We start from the raw sequence: 16,395 nt of genomic DNA on the forward strand, positions 1-16,395 counted from the left end.
GATGAAAGATAAAGGAATACTAAACACTGGAATTCAGGTTGAAGGCGGATGGAGTATTGATGCAAACGTTTTTATAGACAAAAATTATAATATAGAGGATATCCCTTTTGATGATACCTTATTGTTTAGTGCTGTAAATCACATTACAGGAAAAAATATTTCAGTTACCTATGAAAACAGTAACGTAGGATATTCTTTTGATTTCTGTATGCTATCCAGAAGGTTAGGGGAATGGCATCATGATGGTGCAGCTATTTATAAAACAATAGAGACAGGTCATCAAATTGATAAATTATACAATACATTATCAGAATACCTGAATCCTTCAAAAAAAGAGCTTATCCCTTTAAAAATTTCAAGCTGGACCATTGTTTATAATAATCTGATAAGAAATGAAGCTTTGTATGATGATATAGAATTGATTTTTTCAGCAGTAAGAGGAAAACTTTTTATAGACATTACCTACAATCGGAATTCTGAAAAACCTTACTATATCTATATCGGATTATCAAAATATGAATATTCCCAAATTATTTACAGTTTGAATAAACCGGCAAGAGAATACCAGGAATTATTTTTAAAAAATATAGATGAAGTTGTTGTCATAATTAATGATTTTCTCATAGAACAATACAATTATTTATCTGAAATTTCAAGAAAAACCTGAGTGCTTGTATTGATGTGAAATGGACGGTAAGTCAAAAGCACAACAATAGAGTTTAAATATTTAATCCAAATCCAATTCAAATATATTATGAAAAAAATATTCTCAGAACTTAAAGGTTTTGTGGTGTTTAGTCCACAACTTTTAGCAAAATATCTGGAAGAAAATCACCTTTCCGGTAATAATATTTTAAAATATTTTGTAGAAAACGAACATGGGGATGAAATAACAAAATCAGGAATCGCTATTCCAATTATAGGGGTAGAGGAAGACTATTATGCATTCCGGGTTTCTGTAAATGAGGAAAAAATCCTGAATGATAGTGAAGTAGAGGTAGAGTCAAGAGGCTGGGTTTTTCAGACGGCTAATAATGAAGTAAAAATTGTAGGAATTGGCTATTTAAAAGATATTACTACCATTAATGAGGAAAACAGTATTACGTTATCCTTGGAAAACGGATGGCATACTTTGAAAATACGGGGAGGAAGTCAAAATGGCGAAAGACTATTTGAGTTGCACATGGAAAAACAGGATGCATACCCGGCTTTCAGCGGAGACGTGACTACCGAGTATTACTATGGTTAAAAAATTAGTGAAAAAATATTGAAACGTAAATATTTCATCCCTGAGTTTAAATATCTGATGTTGAGATCTTAATATTCAAATTTTATTTGGCTAAGGACATTGCTGTCTCTTTAAAACACCAGAAATACGAATTTTATTGTAAAAATATTTTGTCAGTAATAAAAAACTTTCTATATTTGCACCACTGAAAACAACGGTACTGCCGGAGTTAAAGGAGAGTTGGCAGAGTGGTCGATTGCGGCAGTCTTGAAAACTGTTGACTGTAACAGGTCCGGGGGTTCGAATCCCTCACTCTCCGCAAAGAAAACCTTAAATCAATTGATTTAAGGTTTTTTATTTTTAGAGTATATCTTAGATTGAAATCAGTATAAATAAGAATACATTATATAGTTTAAATAAAAAGCCCTGCAATTCAAAATCACAGGGTTTATTGTTGAGAATAGGGTCTTCTTTAACTTAAAATCTCACATGGTGCTATACAGATCACCCACGGACATCTTTTGATTCCCGGAGGTGGACAGCATGCTTCAGAACAGCTTACCGCTCCGCCATTAATACTCTTTAATTGGTCTCTTGAAATTTTTTTAGAATTTTTCATAGTCAAGTAATTGTGTTAAACGTAAATTAAGGCTGGTTTCCCCCACCACATCCGTCGTAAGGCATACATTGCCACTTGCCACCGATCAAACATAACTGACCACCTCTGCAATCAATTCCGCCCTTAATTGTTTTCAATTCCTGTCTTTCGATTTTCTTTAAATTTTTCATAATAATTTTTAAGTTTAGTTCTATTCGAAATTAATCAAATTTTATCAACTATTGTAGAATTATTATAAAAATATTTATTTTTAATTGATTAATTATATAATGTTGTATAGAATTGTGTAAAATAATTTAATGGGTGGGTCTTGAGATTCAGTTTTTAAAATTCATTCCATCTTAATAAAATCTTGTCCTTTGACAAGTCCGTTTTCAGATTGACTTGGTAATTTTGATTAAAAGTTTAATCCACCAAATCTGATAATATTATGAAAAATTTATTCAAATTCTCTGCATTAGTGGTCCTAACTGTTTTTCTTACAGTATCAAAATCATATGGACAAAAAATAAAACCTTCTGAAAGCGGCTATGCGCCTGCCAACGGAATCAAAGTGTATTATGAAGTTTATGGTAAAGGAAAGCCTGTTGTGCTGTTACATGGAGCCTTTATGACGATTGACCTGAATTGGGGCGAGCTGATCCCGGAACTGTCAAAAAACAGAAAAGTAATAGCACTTGAATTACAGGGACATGGACATACTCCGTTTTCGGAAAGGAAATTATCACACGCTACTTTGGCCAGTGATGTTACAAAGGTAATGGACTATCTGAAAATTGATAAAGCTGATGTTGCAGGATACAGTTTTGGAGGTGAAGTGGCTTATCAATTAGCGATACAGAGTCCGGAAAGACTGAACAAATTGGTTATTATTTCATCAACATATAAAACTAATGGCTGGCTGCCCGAAGTAAATAAAGCGCTTGAAGGAATGAAACCCGACCTCTTTACAAACAGTCCTATGCATACTGCCTATAATGCTGTAGCACCAGATAAAACAAAATGGACTCCATTTCTGCAGCAGATGATAGCTTCTGCGGGACAACCTTTTGATCTTGGCGATAATAACATTTCTAAAATTCGGGTACCGGTTTTAATCATAGCTGGTGATAATGATGGATTGGACAAAACAGAACTTTCAAAAACTTATAAATTATTGGGAGGTGATGTCTTTGCGGACATGGGAGAAATGCCCAAATCGCAATTGGCTATTGCTCCGGGACAAACCCATGTGAGTCTGATGATGCAGACAGCAATGATTCTGAACTATCTGAATAATTTTTTAAAATAGTTTGAGTATGAATCCAAAATTTGAAGCAGGAATTAATATCGCTATAAAAATTCCCAAAAATAAATATGAAAAAACAGTTGCCTTCTACAGAGAAATTCTAAAATTAGAAGTGGAGGAAAAACCCATTAATAATCCTACTGTTTCCAGAACTCACGAAGTAAAATTCGGGAATAATATTATTTGGCTGGATTGTGTCGACAATTATACCCATTCCGAAACCTGGTTACAACTCACGGTCCCTGATGTAGAAACAGCAACAGAATACTTGCTGTCAAATGGTGTGGAAACCTGTGACGAGATTGAAGAACTTCCTGACAACATGCACTGGATTACTGATCCTGCTGGGACGGTGTTCAATTTGCAGCAAAAGAAGTAAAATCGGGAATTTTATAGATAAGGTTTCACCATAGAATTATATCACACAAATTGTGTAATTTTAATACCTTTAATCATCAAATTATTAAAATTTTAAAATATTCTCATGCAGACGAAACCATTCAATTTCATTGTAACCCTCTTTTTTCTGGCATTAAGTGTGACTGCATTTTCACAAAAAACAGCCGCTTTGAATTCTTTATTGGACAAAAATTCAGAATTTATCTTCCCACAGACACCCGATAAAATATCAAAAGCACTGAATGTAAAAACTGTTTTTTATGAAGATGCCAACGAAGAAAAATATGCAAAATGGCCAATGAAAACAGGGCTGGAACTTTATTGTGGTCTTGGAAAAGATAATGCTGTCAATGAGATGTTTTTCGCAGCTTCAGACAATAAATCTTTAGTGGTGGAAGGGCTTCCTTTTGGCCTTGTGCTGAATAAAAGTACCTTACAGGATAGTAAAACCAGGTTCACTAAATACAATGCTAAAACGCAAAAATTAGGAGCTGACAGTGAATTTCCAGATGGATCAAAACTTGTTTTTAAAAAAGGAAAACATTATGCAACATTGTTTTTTGACAATAAAAACCTGTTGAAATCATTAGGTTTAACACCAACGCTTATTGATCCGGCAGCTAATTAATTGCTGAAAATTACCATCATATCACACCCGTCATTTTTTGATGGGTGTTTTTATTTACCGGATCAGTTACGAAAAAAGAAGGATATAAAATACTCAATGATGAAAGTGCTTCATTCATTTCTTTATTTCCTTAGTTCATTGTTTTCTGATTGAATGGCAGACAGGGTTATCATAGCTTTGACCTGTCAAAACAAAAACAATTAACAAGATAACAGTATGAACAGAGAACTCATTTTTTTAAGAACATTTGCCTTTACAGCAGCCATTGGAATTGTATTTTTAACTGCTTCAGCCTTTAAAATATCCGGAAATCAGAAGTTTACTGAAATAGATGTGGAAAGAATCAATATCGTCGAAAAAGACGGTACGGTAAAAATGATCATTACCAATGTCGGAAAATTTCCTACAGGAGAAGAAAAAATAAACAGCAGGCCCACCAATAAAACAAGAAAGAAACGTTCCGGTATGCTCTTTTTCAATGAAGAAGGAATCGAATGCGGAGGTTTTATCTATGACGGACAGAAAAATCAGAACGGCCACAGTTCAGGGTTATCTCTAACTTACGACCAGTATGATGGTGATCAGGTCATGCAGCTTTTGACTCAGGATTATAAGAAAGGTGACAAAAGAGTAGTGTCCAGCGGGCTTTATTTCAATGATCGTCCTTCAAAAGAATCACAAATAAAAACAGGAGAAATCTTTGCGGAGCTGGATCAGATGAAAGATCCTGAAGCTGCACAGAAAAAATACAAAGAATATCAACAGCAGGGACTTATCGGAGGAGCACCAAGAATGATGCTTGGGAAAACCAAAGATGAACATAACGGACTGTTTTTATTTGACAGCAAAGGAAAACCAAGAGCCAGATTCTGTGTAGATAAAAATAATGAAGCCAAACTGGATTTTTTAGATGATAACGGAAATGTTACCGCATCATTTCCTGAAAAGAAAAAATAATATTGTAAAAAACAGCCCTGTAAAAATATAGGGCTATTTTTGTAAAAAAGTGATCCTTCATAAAACCAATGAAAACCCTTTTAAAAAAGATTAATCAAAACAGATACTTCCTGCTGTTTATCCTTTTGTTTGCCTATGTACAGTCTATCCATACCCGTATAGGAATAAGACGAACACTGGATTGGTATATTTTCACTCCGGAAGCGGCTGTTGTTACACTCATCAGTTCCTGTATTCTGTTTTTTGTCATTGATTTTTTCATTAAAAACTGGCAGAAATCATCAACGTTCAGTATAGCCGAAATCCTGAAAATATTCAGTTTTTCATTGCTAACCTATCTTTTGGTGATGAAAATAATAGGCTTTGTGATTGCTCTTATTTTTGGGAAAGTTGAGAAAAATTTTAATCAGCAAGTTGTTATTCTTTCTACTTTTTCAGATTTGATAGGAGGCTTTATCTATGGAAGTTTTTTTCTGGCGTACCGTTACTACAAAAAAAATACAGAAAATCAGAAACAATTGGCTCTATATGATCATGCCCTGTCTGAAAGTAAAATTAATCAACTGAAAACCCAGCTTAATCCTCATTTTTTATTTAATAATCTCAATATTCTGGATCAGTTAATAGAAGAAGACAAGCACAAGGCTTCAGATTTTCTGAATGAATTTGCAGAAATATACCGGTATGTTTTAGATGTTTCCGATAAAAAAATAGTGTCCGTGGAAGAAGAACTGGCTTTTGCACAGAAATATTTTAACCTGATACAATACAAATACGGAAATGCTTATTTATTAACAATCAATTCTGTTAAATTATCAGGCTATATCATCCCGCTTTCATTACAATTGTTACTTGAGAATGCGGTTCAACATAACCTTGGTACTATTGATAAACCTGTCCAGATCACACTAAAAATAGACAAGACAATAACCGTTTCGAGTAATGTAATCCCTAAAAGAAACCGTAAAAAGACATCAGGAAGAGGATTAAATAATCTTAAGGAACAATATCAACTTTTAACAGATCAGCAGGTAAATATTTTAAAAACAGAAACTCAATTTTCAGTTACCATTCCTATAATTCCAGCATAAAATATGATAAAAGTAGTAATCATCGAAGACGAAATTCCTGCAAGAAACAAATTAAAACGTTTCATCAGCGGACTGGAAACTCCTATTGAAATTGTTGCGGAAATTGATACCGTAGAAAAGGCTATTGTTTTCTTAAAAAATTCATCTGTTGATCTGATCTTTTCCGATATTGAACTATTGGATGGGAATGCTTTTGAAATCTATGATCAGGTGAATATTTCATGTCCGGTTATTTTCACCACAGCGTATGATCAGTTCTGGATGAATGCCTTTGAAAGCAACGGAATTGAATATTTATTAAAACCTTTTTCACAGAGCCGTTTCCAAAAAGCATGGGATAAATTTCTTTTATTAGGAAAAACTCATTCAGAACCACAAGATGTTTTGGCAAAACTTCAGCAAATGCTGAACAACAACAATACACAGAAAAATTATAAGAAAAGATTCACTGTCAGTTCACATCAGGGGCTTTATTTTATCAATACGGAAGAGATCTCTTTCTTTGGAGCAGAAGAAGGAGTTGTTTTTGCTTTTGATACAGCAGGAAAAAAACATCTGTTGAATGAATCTACTTTAAAAGAAATTGAAATGCAGTTAAATCCTTCTGATTTTTTCAGGATCAACCGTAGTGAGCTTGTTCAGAAACATCATATTGAAAGAATAGAGCGATACAATAAAAATACACTTTCCGTTCAGATAAAAGGGCAGAAAGATCATCTTGTCACAAGCCAAAGCAATACTTCCTCGTTCAGAAAATGGATTGAAGAATAAATAGGTTTTCCGGTTTTATTCCATTAAATAGTCAGCCCATGGTTATTCTTTACCTCAGCCATCACAAACGTACTGTGGGTACTCCCTATGGAATCCACAGATCCAAGCTTATTGAATACAAAATCCTGATAATGCTTCATATCCCGTACCTGAACTTTCAGAAGGAAATCAAAATCCCCGGAAATATTGTAACATTCGGCAACTTCTTCGATTTCTAAAATCTCCTTTACAAAATCATAACCTACCGATCTGTCGTGAATTTTGAGCTTGATCTGGCAGAAAACCGTAAATCCGCGATTCAGTTTTTCGGCATCAAGAACGGCCGCATATCTTTTAACAAAACCTTCCTGTTCAAGCCTTTTTACCCTTTCAAAAACAGGTGAGGTAGAAAGATTTACCTCTTTCGCAAGTTCCTTAACGGTGAGTTTAGCATTTTTCTGGAGCAGCCTTAGCAGCTGTAAGTCCTTATCATCGAATTGTTCCACAGAATATTATTCTTTTAAATGATTAAAACATTCAAATGTACAGAATTTTATGCTTTTATTTTTGTTTTTAAAAGTTTAATTTGCTTAATTATTTGATAATAATTGTATTTTTATTCTGTATTGCTAATTTTACACAAAATTAAAAACTTTTACTGATGACCATAGTTAAAGGTAAAAGTACAGTTCTTTACAGATACTTCATCAAACAGAAAAGGTTTTACTTAACGTAGATTAATAGGGAATCGTGTGCAAATCACGAGCTGTCGCGCAACTGTAAGTAACACACCAAAGGTTTCTGTCCTTGCAGATCCACTGCCAAAAGCGGGAAGGATGACGGAAACTGTTACAAGTCAGGAGACCTGCCTTTACTGAATTGACAATGCTTTCGCGGTCTGAAGCTTTGGGGTCATACAGATGATATATCGGATTCGGGTATTTTCTTTTGTAAAGGAAATTACGCTGTCTGCTATGTCATGACTTTCCTGAAACTTCTTCCGATAAAACATTACGAAGCCTTTTAAAGAACTTTCCCAATAAGTTTAATTAAAAAGTTTTAAAAAATGCAAACTCACATCCTTGGCTATCCGCGTATTGGTAGCAAAAGAGAACTCAAAAAAGCCTGCGAACAGTATTGGTCAGGTAAAATCCTTTTGGAAGAACTTCTGAATACCGGAAGAACTATCTGTAACCAAAACTGGAATATCCAGAAAGAAGCAGGGATAGACCTTATCCCGTGTAATGATTTTTCATACTATGATCAGGTGTTGGATATGAGCCTTGTAGTAGGAGCCATTCCAACACGTTACCATGAAGTGGTGCTTAAAAAGAATAATACTGAATTGGATCTTTATTTTGCAATGGCAAGAGGATATCAGAAAGACGGATTGGATATCACTGCCATGGAAATGACCAAGTGGTTCGATACCAACTATCACTATATCGTTCCGGAATTTTATAAAAATCAACAGTTTAAACTGAGCTCAGATAAGATTTTCAATGAATTTGCCGGAGCAAAACAAGCGGGAATCAATGCAAAACCGGTGATTATCGGACTGGTTTCTTATCTGTTATTAGGAAAAGAAAAAGAAGAAGGCTTCGATAAATTGGATCTGGCTGGAAATCTTCTTCCAGTCTATACAGAGATTTTAACCAAACTTCAAGACCAGGGTGCGGAATGGATTCAGTTTGATGAACCTTTTCTGGCGTTGGATTTAACAGAAAAAGCCAAAGAAACGTATCTTTCTGTGTATGCCGAAATCAGAAAACGTTTTCCGAAACTGAAATTTATCGTTGCCACTTATTTTGACGGATTAAAAGATAATGCATCAATTGCTGTTTCCCTTCCGGTGAATACATTGCATATTGATCTGGTGAGAAATCCTGAACAGTTAGATGATATTCTGAATGTTATTCCGGAAAGCTTAAGCCTTTCATTAGGAGTAACCGACGGTAGAAATATCTGGAAAAATGATTACGAAAAATCATTGTCTTTCATCAGAAAAGCTGTTGAGAAATTAGGATCTGAAAGAATTCTGATTGCACCATCATGTTCATTGCTTCATTCACCTTGTGACCTTGATTTTGAAACTAATCTTAATCCTGAAATTAAAAACTGGCTGGCTTTTGCTAAACAAAAAGTAAAGGAAGTCGTAACGCTTAAACAACTGGCATCCGGAACGGAAAATGAACAGGTTCTTGAAGCATTTGAAGAAAATAAAAGAGCCATTGAAAGCAGAAGAACTTCTTCTCTTATCCATAATGATCAGGTAAAACAGAGAGTGAATTCAGTTACTGAAAAAGATGCTCAGAGAATAAATACTTTCAAAATCCGTAAAGAAGAACAGCAGGAAGTATTGCAGCTACCATTATTTCCAACCACTACAATCGGATCATTCCCTCAAACCACAGAAGTAAGAAGCTGGAGAGCAAAATTTAAAAAAGGAGAGCTTACTGCAGAACAATATGATACCTTATTGAAACAGGAAACGCAGAGAACAATCCGCTGGCAGGAAGACATCGGAATTGATGTATTGGTTCATGGAGAATTTGAACGAAACGACATGGTGGAATATTTCGGGGAACAGTTGGAAGGATTTGTATTCACTAAAAACGGTTGGGTACAAAGCTACGGAAGCCGTTGTGTGAAACCTCCTGTGATTTTCGGTGATGTTTCCCGCCCGACTCCGATGACGGTGTATTGGTCTCAATATGCCCAATCTCAGACTGAAAAATGGGTAAAAGGTATGTTGACAGGTCCGGTTACGATTTTACAGTGGTCTTTTGTACGTGATGATCAGCCTCGTTCAGAAACTTGTAAGCAGATTGCTTTGGCAATTCGTGATGAGGTAGTGGACCTGGAAAAAGCAGGAATCAGAATTATTCAGATTGATGAACCTGCCATCAGAGAAGGACTACCATTAAGAAAAACAGACTGGCAGAATTATCTGAAATGGGCAGTGGAAGCTTTCAGAATTTCAGCAAGCGGAGTGGAAGATGCTACCCAAATTCACACTCACATGTGTTATTCTGAGTTCAATGATATTATTGAAAACATTGCCGATATGGATGCAGATGTCATTACCATAGAATGTTCACGTTCTCAGATGGAGCTGCTGAATGCTTTCGCCGATTTCAAATATCCGAATGAAATTGGTCCTGGAGTATACGATATTCACTCACCAAGAGTTCCTTCAAAAGAAGAAATGATTGAATTGCTGAGAAAGGCTCAGAATGTCATTCCTGCCAACCAACTTTGGGTAAACCCTGATTGTGGACTGAAGACAAGACATTGGGAAGAAACTGAAAAAGCTTTAATTGCAATGGTTGCCGCTGCTAAAGAAGCTTCAATAGAATATGCACTTTAAAAAACTTTAGAAATAATTAGATTCAATTATTCAGATCGTGCCATGATATTCATGGCACGATTTATTATGGTAATCCGGTGAAATGTTGTTGAAGTAAAGTTTTACTATTGTGTTTTATAATAAACATGTGTTTCTGAACTATTTTGCCTGTAAAGCACTTGGCGGATAGCCAAACTGTTTTTTAAACGCAAACGAGAAATGCGATAGATTTTCAAACCCAAGATCCAGATAAATATCAGAAACTGATCTTCCTTTTTGGGTAAGCAGAAAATGGGCTTCCTTTAATCTCCGAAGCTGCAGCCACTGTCTTGGCGGAATTCCGAATATCTTTTGAAAATCCCTTTTAAATGCAGACAGACTTCTCCCTGTTAAATAAGCAAAACGCTCTACATTGACATTGAAATGAAAGTTTTTATTCATAAAAGATTCAATATCTATTTTATAGGGTTCGGAAAAATCAAACAAAATATCCTTAAGGCCGGGATCGTAATTCAACAGTAAGAGGAGAGCTTCTTTTTGTTTAAGCTTCAGTATTTCTTCAGAAGCAGGAAGATCTTCATACGGTAATAATGAGTACATAAAAGAATGTAATGCCTTTTGCTCCGGTTTTATATAGGCCTGGACATTGTCCTTTTTTTCTGCCTGATATCCATACTCACGGCTGAAGTCATGAAGCATGGCATCGTCAAAATAGATGGATATGGTTCTGATTTCCCCGTTTTTGGGTGGATATTTTGCGAATTTCAATAAACTGTTTTTCCTTGCAGAATAGAGTTCTCCTTCTTTAAATGTCGTTTTTGTGATGCCATCATTAAGTTCCATTTCCCCGGAGAGCACCAGGCCGAGGCTGTGAATCCGTGCAAACTGTTCTCCTTCCCTGAATTCTGAAAAATGACAGGAGTAATTGATGGGAAAAGGAATATTATTTTCGCTCATAGCTCAAAAAGTTATTTCTTGATCAATTCTTATTCAAACTTACAAAACTTTTCAGGATCATAGAATCTCCACAGCAAAGTAATCCCGAGATATTTTGCTGTGAAGAAGATCATATTAAGCCAGAATCGTTTTGGGTTCCAGGTAAGCTTCCAGTCCGAATACACCAAACTCACGTCCGATACCGCTTTGTTTGAAACCTCCGAAAGGTGCATAAGGATCGTGGGCAAACCCATTAATGCAGATTCTTCCGGCATCAATCTGTACGGCTACACGTTCTGCATGTTCTTGGTTGGCAGAACTGATATAAGCTGCAAGACCATATGTAGTATCATTGGCAATAGCAATGGCTTCCTCTTCATTGGCATAAGGAATAATAGACAGTACAGGTCCGAAAATTTCCTCTTGCGCAATACGCATATCATTACGGACATTGGTAAAGATGGTCGCTTTTACAAAATTACCGCTTTCAAGACCTTTCGGTTTTCCTTCACCACCTGCAAGCAGAACGGCTCCTTCTTCCTGTCCCAGACGGATATAACTTTGTACTCTTTCAAATTGTTTTACACTCACCATTGGGCCTACAAGAGTGTCTTCTTCGTCAGGATTTCCTACTTTTACTTGTCCTGCGGCTTTTTTAGCAAGTTCATTTACCTCCTCCAGCCTGTTTTGAGGAACCAGCAATCGGGTAGGGGCGATGCAAGCCTGGCCATTGTTCATATAAGCCCCGAAAACGGCCGTAGGAATTGCTTTTTCAAAATCGGCATCTTCCAGGATAATATTAGGAGACTTCCCTCCAAGTTCTAAGGTTACTCTTTTCATCGTATCTACAGCTCCTTTAGCAATCGCTTTTCCCGTTAATGTAGATCCTGTGAAAGATATTTTAGCGATATCAGGATGCTGGGTAATTTCATTTCCCACTACATTTCCTAATCCGTTAACGATGTTGAAAACTCCTTCCGGTAAACCTGCTTCATGAAAACATTCGGTAAGCAGCTGGGTTTGTGCCGCACTCATTTCACTGGGTTTGATCACAGCTGTACATCCTGCAGCGATGGCAGTGGCCAGTTTATTACAGATAAAGCTGTTGCTGGCATTCCATGGGGTAATGATTCCAACTACACCTAAAGATTCAAAACGTACTTTGGAATGTCCTACCGTTCTTTCGAAATCATAAGATTCTAAAGTATTGATCGTAGCTGTAAAGGCAGAGATTGCATTTTGGACACTCATTCTGCTGAACTGTAAAGTTCCTCCATATTCATTCACCATAACAGCAACCAACTCATCTTCTCTTTTGCTTACAGCTTCATGCAGTTTTCTGAGAAAATGAATCCTTTCTTCCTTTGTTGTTTTTGAAAAAGTTGAAAAAGCTTTCTTTGCTGCTGCAATGGCCATTCTGGTATCTTCTTCATTTCCAAGAACCACTTCTCCGGTTTTTTGGTTGGTAACGGGATTGATAAGATCAAAAGTTTCTGTTCCTCGTGGCGTAACAAATTCGCCATTGATGTAAATTTTATTAATCTGATTCATTTTTGATGATTTTAATACCACAAAGTTCGGCAGAAACGGAAAAGACGGGTTTGTTGTAAAGTTCAATTTTTCTTTGTTGTATGGTCCATTTTAGAGATTGTCCATTTGGTTTTTTGAATTTACCTGTGAAAAATGCTCTGTTCTTCGATAAAATTGACTACTTTTATCATAACCAAGTAAATAAAACGTTTTGAGAACAACTCTTAAACTTATTTTCGCTTAGTATCAGTCTCAGTAACCACAGGCTGATCGTTCTTTCGTTTGGGTAATTCTGCCCGAACAGGTTTTTATTTCATCATATTATTTATCGTATTCACTGTTAAAGGTGACTTTATCTCTGCTATTCCGGCTTTGACCAATGCTATTGATCAAAACTTTACTACATAGAGAAACTATAGCTTACCTCATCTTTGAATTATACTACAGAGGTATACCTTTCTGTAATGCGTGAATAATATGGAAAAAATCCAAAAAGAATATTAAGCACGATTATAAGTAATGAATACCCAATATATCTGGGAGGTAAAAGCGAAAAATACTCCCTTACTCAAAAAGAAATGCAATCAATGTAACAGCGACAGATTTCAATGCAGTGATAAATTCAGACTGAATGCCCAGAAAAAGAATATTGATATATGGCTGATTTACCGGTGTGTAAAATGCAGCAATACCTATAATATGACCGTATTTTCAAGAATCAGAACAGAATCAATCAGTAAAGAAATATTCCGTAAATTCTCAGAAAACAATGTGGAAACTGCCTGGCAATACGCTTTCTCACAGGAAATGAGAAGAAAAAATAATCTGGAAGCCGACTGGGACAGTGTGGAATATGAAATTCTGTACCCCAATCTTCCCGTAGAAGATCTTATGAATAGGGAAGATGAGTTCATTTCTTTTCAAATACAGTCTTCTTTTGATTTTAATATGAGAGTCTCAACAGTCATGCGAATCTGTTTAGGGCTTTCATCATCTAAACTGAACCTCTTGCTTGCTTCAGGTAAGGTTTACTTTAATGAGAAGCCTCTTCAAAAGAAATATAAGTTCAAGAATGGAGATATTGTTGATATCAACAGGCAGGAGCTGATCAATATTTATCTTATCGGAAAAGAAAATTTTTTCTCAACACAGTAAATGATCAATCATTATAAAAGCCTTCCGGTTGTTGATCGGGAGGCTTTTTATTGAGTTCACTTTATGTATTTCATTGGGATTAATCCCATTTATTTTGGGTTGAAACTGCATATTTTCCTGCGCCGGTAAAGAAAAAGCTTAAGCTTACAAGCATATAGATGACAAGCAGTTCCAACGCCCAGCCTCCAAAGTCATTAAGCTTGAAAATATTGGCTGTTTGCGCCAGTAGGGTAGCCGTGAAGCAATTGGCAGCAAAGATTAATCCTGCCAGACGGGCCCGGAATCCTAAGATCAACAGTACAGGAGCTATAATTTCTCCCACAAATACACCATAGGCAAAGAATGATGGTAAGCCGTACATGATCATCATGTCCTCAATAAACCCAATTCCGTGAATCAACTTACTGATTCCATAAACAGACATGGGAAATCCGATTGCTATTCTGGTGATCAGTAATCCTAAATCAATGTTCTTTTTCATTTCTTATCATTATTTAAAAGTTATATTTTACAAATGCCCCGATATTTTCCAGGGTCTTTTTTCCGTTATTAAACTGGTCGAAATTGGAAGCCAGCCCGTACATCATTTTATTCTGTTTTACTCCTAATCTGACAAACTGTAACCCTCTGGGGTATCCGCTGTCATCAAGATTCCCAATAGCGAGTACACTGAAGTATCCTTTGAAATTTTCTGTAAGATATGGGGTGTATTCAAATGATACAGACTGTTCAAGAGAAAATCCTTTCTGATACGTAGTTCCTATAGAGTAGGAAAGTGAATAGGAGGACTGGATGATTTTATATTGCAGGTAAATACTGAAAAATGCGCCGGGATTTTTCATTCCCAATGCCGCATTGGCACTTAGTCTTTTGGTAAGATTATACGAGAGGGTATTTCTGATGAAGAATATGTTTTCTTTATCTTTGGTATATTCTGTATCAAATAGGGTAAGATTGTTCAGTTTCAACCGTTCATTCAGCTGATAATTGATATTGTGCATATAAGTATAGGAGCGATGTCCTAAAACAAGATCCGGGGTATAGGAAAGCTGCTGTGCATTCAGGCTCAGGGAAGCTGATGCAAGAGCTGTTATAGCGATAATTTTTGCCTTCATATTTCACTCATTAAATTTCTGTGAGCAAAATTATTCAGGCCGGAACGGAATAAACTTAAGAAATCTTAAGAAACGTCTGACAGGTGTTTTTTTCTCAGATAGCTGAGGTATTCAACGGTGATTCCGAGGTAGGAAGCGATCATGTATTGAGGAAAACGCTGTTCGATATTACGGTAAGTAGTGACAAATGTGCGGTATTTGGTATAAGCATCAACGCGGGAATGTTCAAAGGTTCTTTCCTGTAAAGTAACATAGGCAGATTGCATTTTCAGGCGCCAGAATTCTGAGACAGCCGGAACTTCTTTGTACAATAATTCCAGATTATTTTTACTGATCTGGATGATGGTGGTATCTTCATTAGCCTGAATAAACATTCTTGAAGGTAGCTCACTCAGATAGCTGTAAAGATCATTCACCCACCAGTTTTCAATGCCCAGCTGAGTGGTATTTTCTTTTCCTTTTTCATCAATGTGGTACGCATAGAGACTTCCTTGTGCAATGAAACGCATATGTCTGGAAACCTGTCCTTCGCGAAGCAGATAATCTTTCTTTTTAAGTTGTATAATTTCTAATTTGGAACTAATACAGTCAATATCATTATCTTTTAAAGAGACAATTTCTCTAAAGTGTTCTATGAGTTGTGAAACTATTGTATCTGTATCTATCATTAGATTTTGTACGTATAGGCACAAATTTACGCAAATATTAAATTACGGAAGTAAGATGAAACGATTATACATAAGAAGACCACAATTTATCATGTAAATTGTGGTCTTCCTCAACTAAGAACTATTTAACTACGATTCTGTTTTCAAATAACCATAATGTAAAACAGTTTCCTTTCCGAATAAGCTTGAGAAAATATTCTGAAACTCATGGATATATTTACACTTTATGGCGTTCCCGTATATTTTCAGCCCTTCCAGTATTTTTCTGGAACTCAGGTCTATATCATATTTTATAAAAGCTTCCGGTCTTTCATACCGTATACTCTGATCTGAACTGTCTGTTCGTGAAAAGCCGAGCTTTTCAAGCCATTCTTCCGTTATTTTAATCGGTTTAATGGATGCTGCCGGGACCGAAATACTTTGAATATCATTTTCAATTTTAACAAAATAAGCCTGTTCGACATTTTGAAAGATCTCAGCAATGGTATAAATCTGATTTTTATACTCAACCAAGTTCTTGATTTTTAGATCTGCTACGTTCATAATATTTTGATTTTAAATGGTGATATGGTCTTTAGTAAAATAGCAAATAGTATGCCCGACATTGCATTGTTAAATCTTGTTTTGAAGGATATTAGGTTAAATTTTTGATATAAAAAATTAATAATACGTTAAAATAGTA

At 35.7% G+C, this 16,395-nt stretch carries 19 protein-coding genes, 1 tRNA gene and 1 riboswitch; of the genes, 11 read left to right on the forward strand and 9 right to left on the reverse strand.

Translation table 11 applies throughout. From position 1 onward, the window contains the following. Nucleotide 1 precedes the first annotated feature (1 nt). The 3 genes from DEU39_RS02390 to DEU39_RS02400 all read left to right on the forward strand — a co-directional run bounded on the left by DEU39_RS02390 (nucleotide 2) and on the right by DEU39_RS02400 (nucleotide 1,547). Nucleotides 2-667: a hypothetical protein gene (locus tag DEU39_RS02390; RefSeq protein ID WP_120230807.1), complete on the forward strand. Its 666-nt coding sequence runs from the start codon at nucleotides 2-4 to the stop codon at nucleotides 665-667. Between the two features lie 87 nt (nucleotides 668-754). Continuing rightward, nucleotides 755-1,249, forward strand: a complete 495-nt coding sequence (locus DEU39_RS02395) for a hypothetical protein (RefSeq protein ID WP_120230808.1) — start codon at nucleotides 755-757, stop codon at nucleotides 1,247-1,249. A 213-nt stretch (nucleotides 1,250-1,462) separates the two neighbouring features. Next, nucleotides 1,463-1,547 (forward strand) — tRNA-Ser (locus tag DEU39_RS02400). A gap of 153 nt (nucleotides 1,548-1,700) precedes the next feature. Here the strand turns inward: DEU39_RS02400 and DEU39_RS24275 are convergent. Next, a complete protein-coding gene (locus DEU39_RS24275) occupies nucleotides 1,701-1,847 on the reverse strand; it encodes a bacteriocin-like protein (RefSeq protein WP_165835290.1) in 147 nt (48 codons plus the stop codon). 26 nt (nucleotides 1,848-1,873) lie between these two features. Continuing rightward, a complete protein-coding gene (locus DEU39_RS24810; RefSeq protein ID WP_002980068.1) occupies nucleotides 1,874-2,017 on the reverse strand; it encodes a bacteriocin-like protein in 144 nt (47 codons plus the stop codon). Between the two features lie 260 nt (nucleotides 2,018-2,277). Here DEU39_RS24810 and DEU39_RS02405 point away from each other — a divergent pair, with 260 nt between their 5' ends. From DEU39_RS02405 to DEU39_RS02430, 6 genes are all read left to right on the forward strand, one after another. Continuing rightward, nucleotides 2,278-3,138, forward strand: a complete 861-nt coding sequence (locus DEU39_RS02405) for an alpha/beta fold hydrolase (RefSeq protein ID WP_120230809.1) — start codon at nucleotides 2,278-2,280, stop codon at nucleotides 3,136-3,138. 7 nt (nucleotides 3,139-3,145) lie between these two features. Further along, nucleotides 3,146-3,514 carry a VOC family protein gene (locus DEU39_RS02410; RefSeq protein ID WP_120230810.1) on the forward strand — a complete coding sequence of 123 codons (369 nt, stop codon included), beginning with the start codon at nucleotides 3,146-3,148 and terminating at the stop codon, nucleotides 3,512-3,514. Between the two features lie 105 nt (nucleotides 3,515-3,619). Next, nucleotides 3,620-4,162 carry a hypothetical protein gene (locus tag DEU39_RS02415; protein WP_120230811.1) on the forward strand — a complete coding sequence of 181 codons (543 nt, stop codon included), beginning with the start codon at nucleotides 3,620-3,622 and terminating at the stop codon, nucleotides 4,160-4,162. 216 nt (nucleotides 4,163-4,378) lie between these two features. After that, complete coding sequence (locus tag DEU39_RS02420) at nucleotides 4,379-5,119, forward strand: hypothetical protein (protein ID WP_120230812.1); 741 nt, start codon at nucleotides 4,379-4,381, stop codon at nucleotides 5,117-5,119. Between the two features lie 68 nt (nucleotides 5,120-5,187). Next, entirely contained in the window at nucleotides 5,188-6,210 is a 1,023-nt protein-coding gene (locus DEU39_RS02425; RefSeq protein WP_120230813.1) for a sensor histidine kinase, read from the forward strand. A gap of 3 nt (nucleotides 6,211-6,213) precedes the next feature. After that, nucleotides 6,214-6,981 (forward strand): LytR/AlgR family response regulator transcription factor, encoded by a 768-nt coding sequence (locus tag DEU39_RS02430; protein ID WP_120230814.1) that lies wholly within the window; start codon nucleotides 6,214-6,216, stop codon nucleotides 6,979-6,981. A 23-nt stretch (nucleotides 6,982-7,004) separates the two neighbouring features. Here the strand turns inward: DEU39_RS02430 and DEU39_RS02435 are convergent, their stop codons facing one another. Continuing rightward, nucleotides 7,005-7,466 carry an Lrp/AsnC family transcriptional regulator gene (locus tag DEU39_RS02435; RefSeq protein ID WP_120230815.1) on the reverse strand — a complete coding sequence of 154 codons (462 nt, stop codon included), beginning with the start codon at nucleotides 7,464-7,466 and terminating at the stop codon, nucleotides 7,005-7,007. A gap of 195 nt (nucleotides 7,467-7,661) precedes the next feature. Then, nucleotides 7,662-7,848: riboswitch (cobalamin riboswitch) on the forward strand. A gap of 178 nt (nucleotides 7,849-8,026) precedes the next feature. Here DEU39_RS02435 and metE point away from each other — a divergent pair. Beyond that, a complete protein-coding gene (gene metE, locus DEU39_RS02440; protein ID WP_120230816.1) occupies nucleotides 8,027-10,330 on the forward strand; it encodes a 5-methyltetrahydropteroyltriglutamate--homocysteine S-methyltransferase in 2,304 nt (767 codons plus the stop codon). Nucleotides 10,331-10,468: 138 nt separating this feature from the next. Here metE and DEU39_RS02445 read toward each other — a convergent pair whose 3' ends face one another. Beyond that, the gene (locus DEU39_RS02445; protein ID WP_120230817.1) at nucleotides 10,469-11,266 is read right to left on the reverse strand and encodes a helix-turn-helix domain-containing protein; all 798 of its coding nucleotides are present in this window, start codon (nucleotides 11,264-11,266) and stop codon (nucleotides 10,469-10,471) included. 114 nt (nucleotides 11,267-11,380) lie between these two features. After that, a complete protein-coding gene (locus DEU39_RS02450) occupies nucleotides 11,381-12,796 on the reverse strand; it encodes an aldehyde dehydrogenase family protein (protein ID WP_120230818.1) in 1,416 nt (471 codons plus the stop codon). 498 nt (nucleotides 12,797-13,294) lie between these two features. Here DEU39_RS02450 and DEU39_RS02455 point away from each other — a divergent pair, with 498 nt between their 5' ends. Next, a complete protein-coding gene (locus DEU39_RS02455) occupies nucleotides 13,295-13,930 on the forward strand; it encodes a DUF1062 domain-containing protein (protein WP_120230819.1) in 636 nt (211 codons plus the stop codon). 79 nt (nucleotides 13,931-14,009) lie between these two features. Here the strand turns inward: DEU39_RS02455 and DEU39_RS02460 are convergent, their stop codons facing one another. The 4 genes from DEU39_RS02460 to DEU39_RS02475 all read right to left on the reverse strand — a co-directional run bounded on the left by DEU39_RS02460 (nucleotide 14,010) and on the right by DEU39_RS02475 (nucleotide 16,256). Next, nucleotides 14,010-14,411 carry a DoxX family protein gene (locus DEU39_RS02460; RefSeq protein WP_120230820.1) on the reverse strand — a complete coding sequence of 134 codons (402 nt, stop codon included), beginning with the start codon at nucleotides 14,409-14,411 and terminating at the stop codon, nucleotides 14,010-14,012. 13 nt (nucleotides 14,412-14,424) lie between these two features. Beyond that, entirely contained in the window at nucleotides 14,425-15,045 is a 621-nt protein-coding gene (locus DEU39_RS02465) for a hypothetical protein (protein WP_120230821.1), read from the reverse strand. Between the two features lie 65 nt (nucleotides 15,046-15,110). Beyond that, entirely contained in the window at nucleotides 15,111-15,713 is a 603-nt protein-coding gene (locus DEU39_RS02470) for a Crp/Fnr family transcriptional regulator (protein WP_120230822.1), read from the reverse strand. 129 nt (nucleotides 15,714-15,842) lie between these two features. Then, entirely contained in the window at nucleotides 15,843-16,256 is a 414-nt protein-coding gene (locus DEU39_RS02475) for a hypothetical protein (RefSeq protein WP_062670388.1), read from the reverse strand. Nucleotides 16,257-16,395: the final 139 nt, after the last annotated feature.

The organism is Chryseobacterium sp. AG363 (assembly GCF_003610675.1).
GTDB lineage: Bacteria > Bacteroidota > Bacteroidia > Flavobacteriales > Weeksellaceae > Chryseobacterium > Chryseobacterium cucumeris.

Excerpts from the sequence above, each read along its gene's own strand:
- DEU39_RS02390 (WP_120230807.1), top strand. The coding sequence starts at position 2 with ATGAAAGATAAAGGAATACTAAACACTGGAATTCAGGTTGAAGGCGGA.
- DEU39_RS02395 (WP_120230808.1), top strand. The coding sequence starts at position 755 with ATGAAAAAAATATTCTCAGAACTTAAAGGTTTTGTGGTGTTTAGTCCA.
- DEU39_RS24275 (WP_165835290.1), bottom strand. The coding sequence starts at position 1,847 with ATGAAAAATTCTAAAAAAATTTCAAGAGACCAATTAAAGAGTATTAAT.
- DEU39_RS24810 (WP_002980068.1), bottom strand. The coding sequence starts at position 2,017 with ATGAAAAATTTAAAGAAAATCGAAAGACAGGAATTGAAAACAATTAAG.
- DEU39_RS02405 (WP_120230809.1), top strand. The coding sequence starts at position 2,278 with ATGAAAAATTTATTCAAATTCTCTGCATTAGTGGTCCTAACTGTTTTT.
- DEU39_RS02410 (WP_120230810.1), top strand. The coding sequence starts at position 3,146 with ATGAATCCAAAATTTGAAGCAGGAATTAATATCGCTATAAAAATTCCC.
- DEU39_RS02415 (WP_120230811.1), top strand. The coding sequence starts at position 3,620 with ATGCAGACGAAACCATTCAATTTCATTGTAACCCTCTTTTTTCTGGCA.
- DEU39_RS02420 (WP_120230812.1), top strand. The coding sequence starts at position 4,379 with ATGAACAGAGAACTCATTTTTTTAAGAACATTTGCCTTTACAGCAGCC.
- DEU39_RS02425 (WP_120230813.1), top strand. The coding sequence starts at position 5,188 with ATGAAAACCCTTTTAAAAAAGATTAATCAAAACAGATACTTCCTGCTG.
- DEU39_RS02430 (WP_120230814.1), top strand. The coding sequence starts at position 6,214 with ATGATAAAAGTAGTAATCATCGAAGACGAAATTCCTGCAAGAAACAAA.
- metE (WP_120230816.1), top strand. The coding sequence starts at position 8,027 with ATGCAAACTCACATCCTTGGCTATCCGCGTATTGGTAGCAAAAGAGAA.
- DEU39_RS02445 (WP_120230817.1), bottom strand. The coding sequence starts at position 11,266 with ATGAGCGAAAATAATATTCCTTTTCCCATCAATTACTCCTGTCATTTT.
- DEU39_RS02450 (WP_120230818.1), bottom strand. The coding sequence starts at position 12,796 with ATGAATCAGATTAATAAAATTTACATCAATGGCGAATTTGTTACGCCA.
- DEU39_RS02455 (WP_120230819.1), top strand. The coding sequence starts at position 13,295 with ATGAATACCCAATATATCTGGGAGGTAAAAGCGAAAAATACTCCCTTA.
- DEU39_RS02460 (WP_120230820.1), bottom strand. The coding sequence starts at position 14,411 with ATGAAAAAGAACATTGATTTAGGATTACTGATCACCAGAATAGCAATC.
- DEU39_RS02465 (WP_120230821.1), bottom strand. The coding sequence starts at position 15,045 with ATGAAGGCAAAAATTATCGCTATAACAGCTCTTGCATCAGCTTCCCTG.
- DEU39_RS02470 (WP_120230822.1), bottom strand. The coding sequence starts at position 15,713 with ATGATAGATACAGATACAATAGTTTCACAACTCATAGAACACTTTAGA.
- DEU39_RS02475 (WP_062670388.1), bottom strand. The coding sequence starts at position 16,256 with ATGAACGTAGCAGATCTAAAAATCAAGAACTTGGTTGAGTATAAAAAT.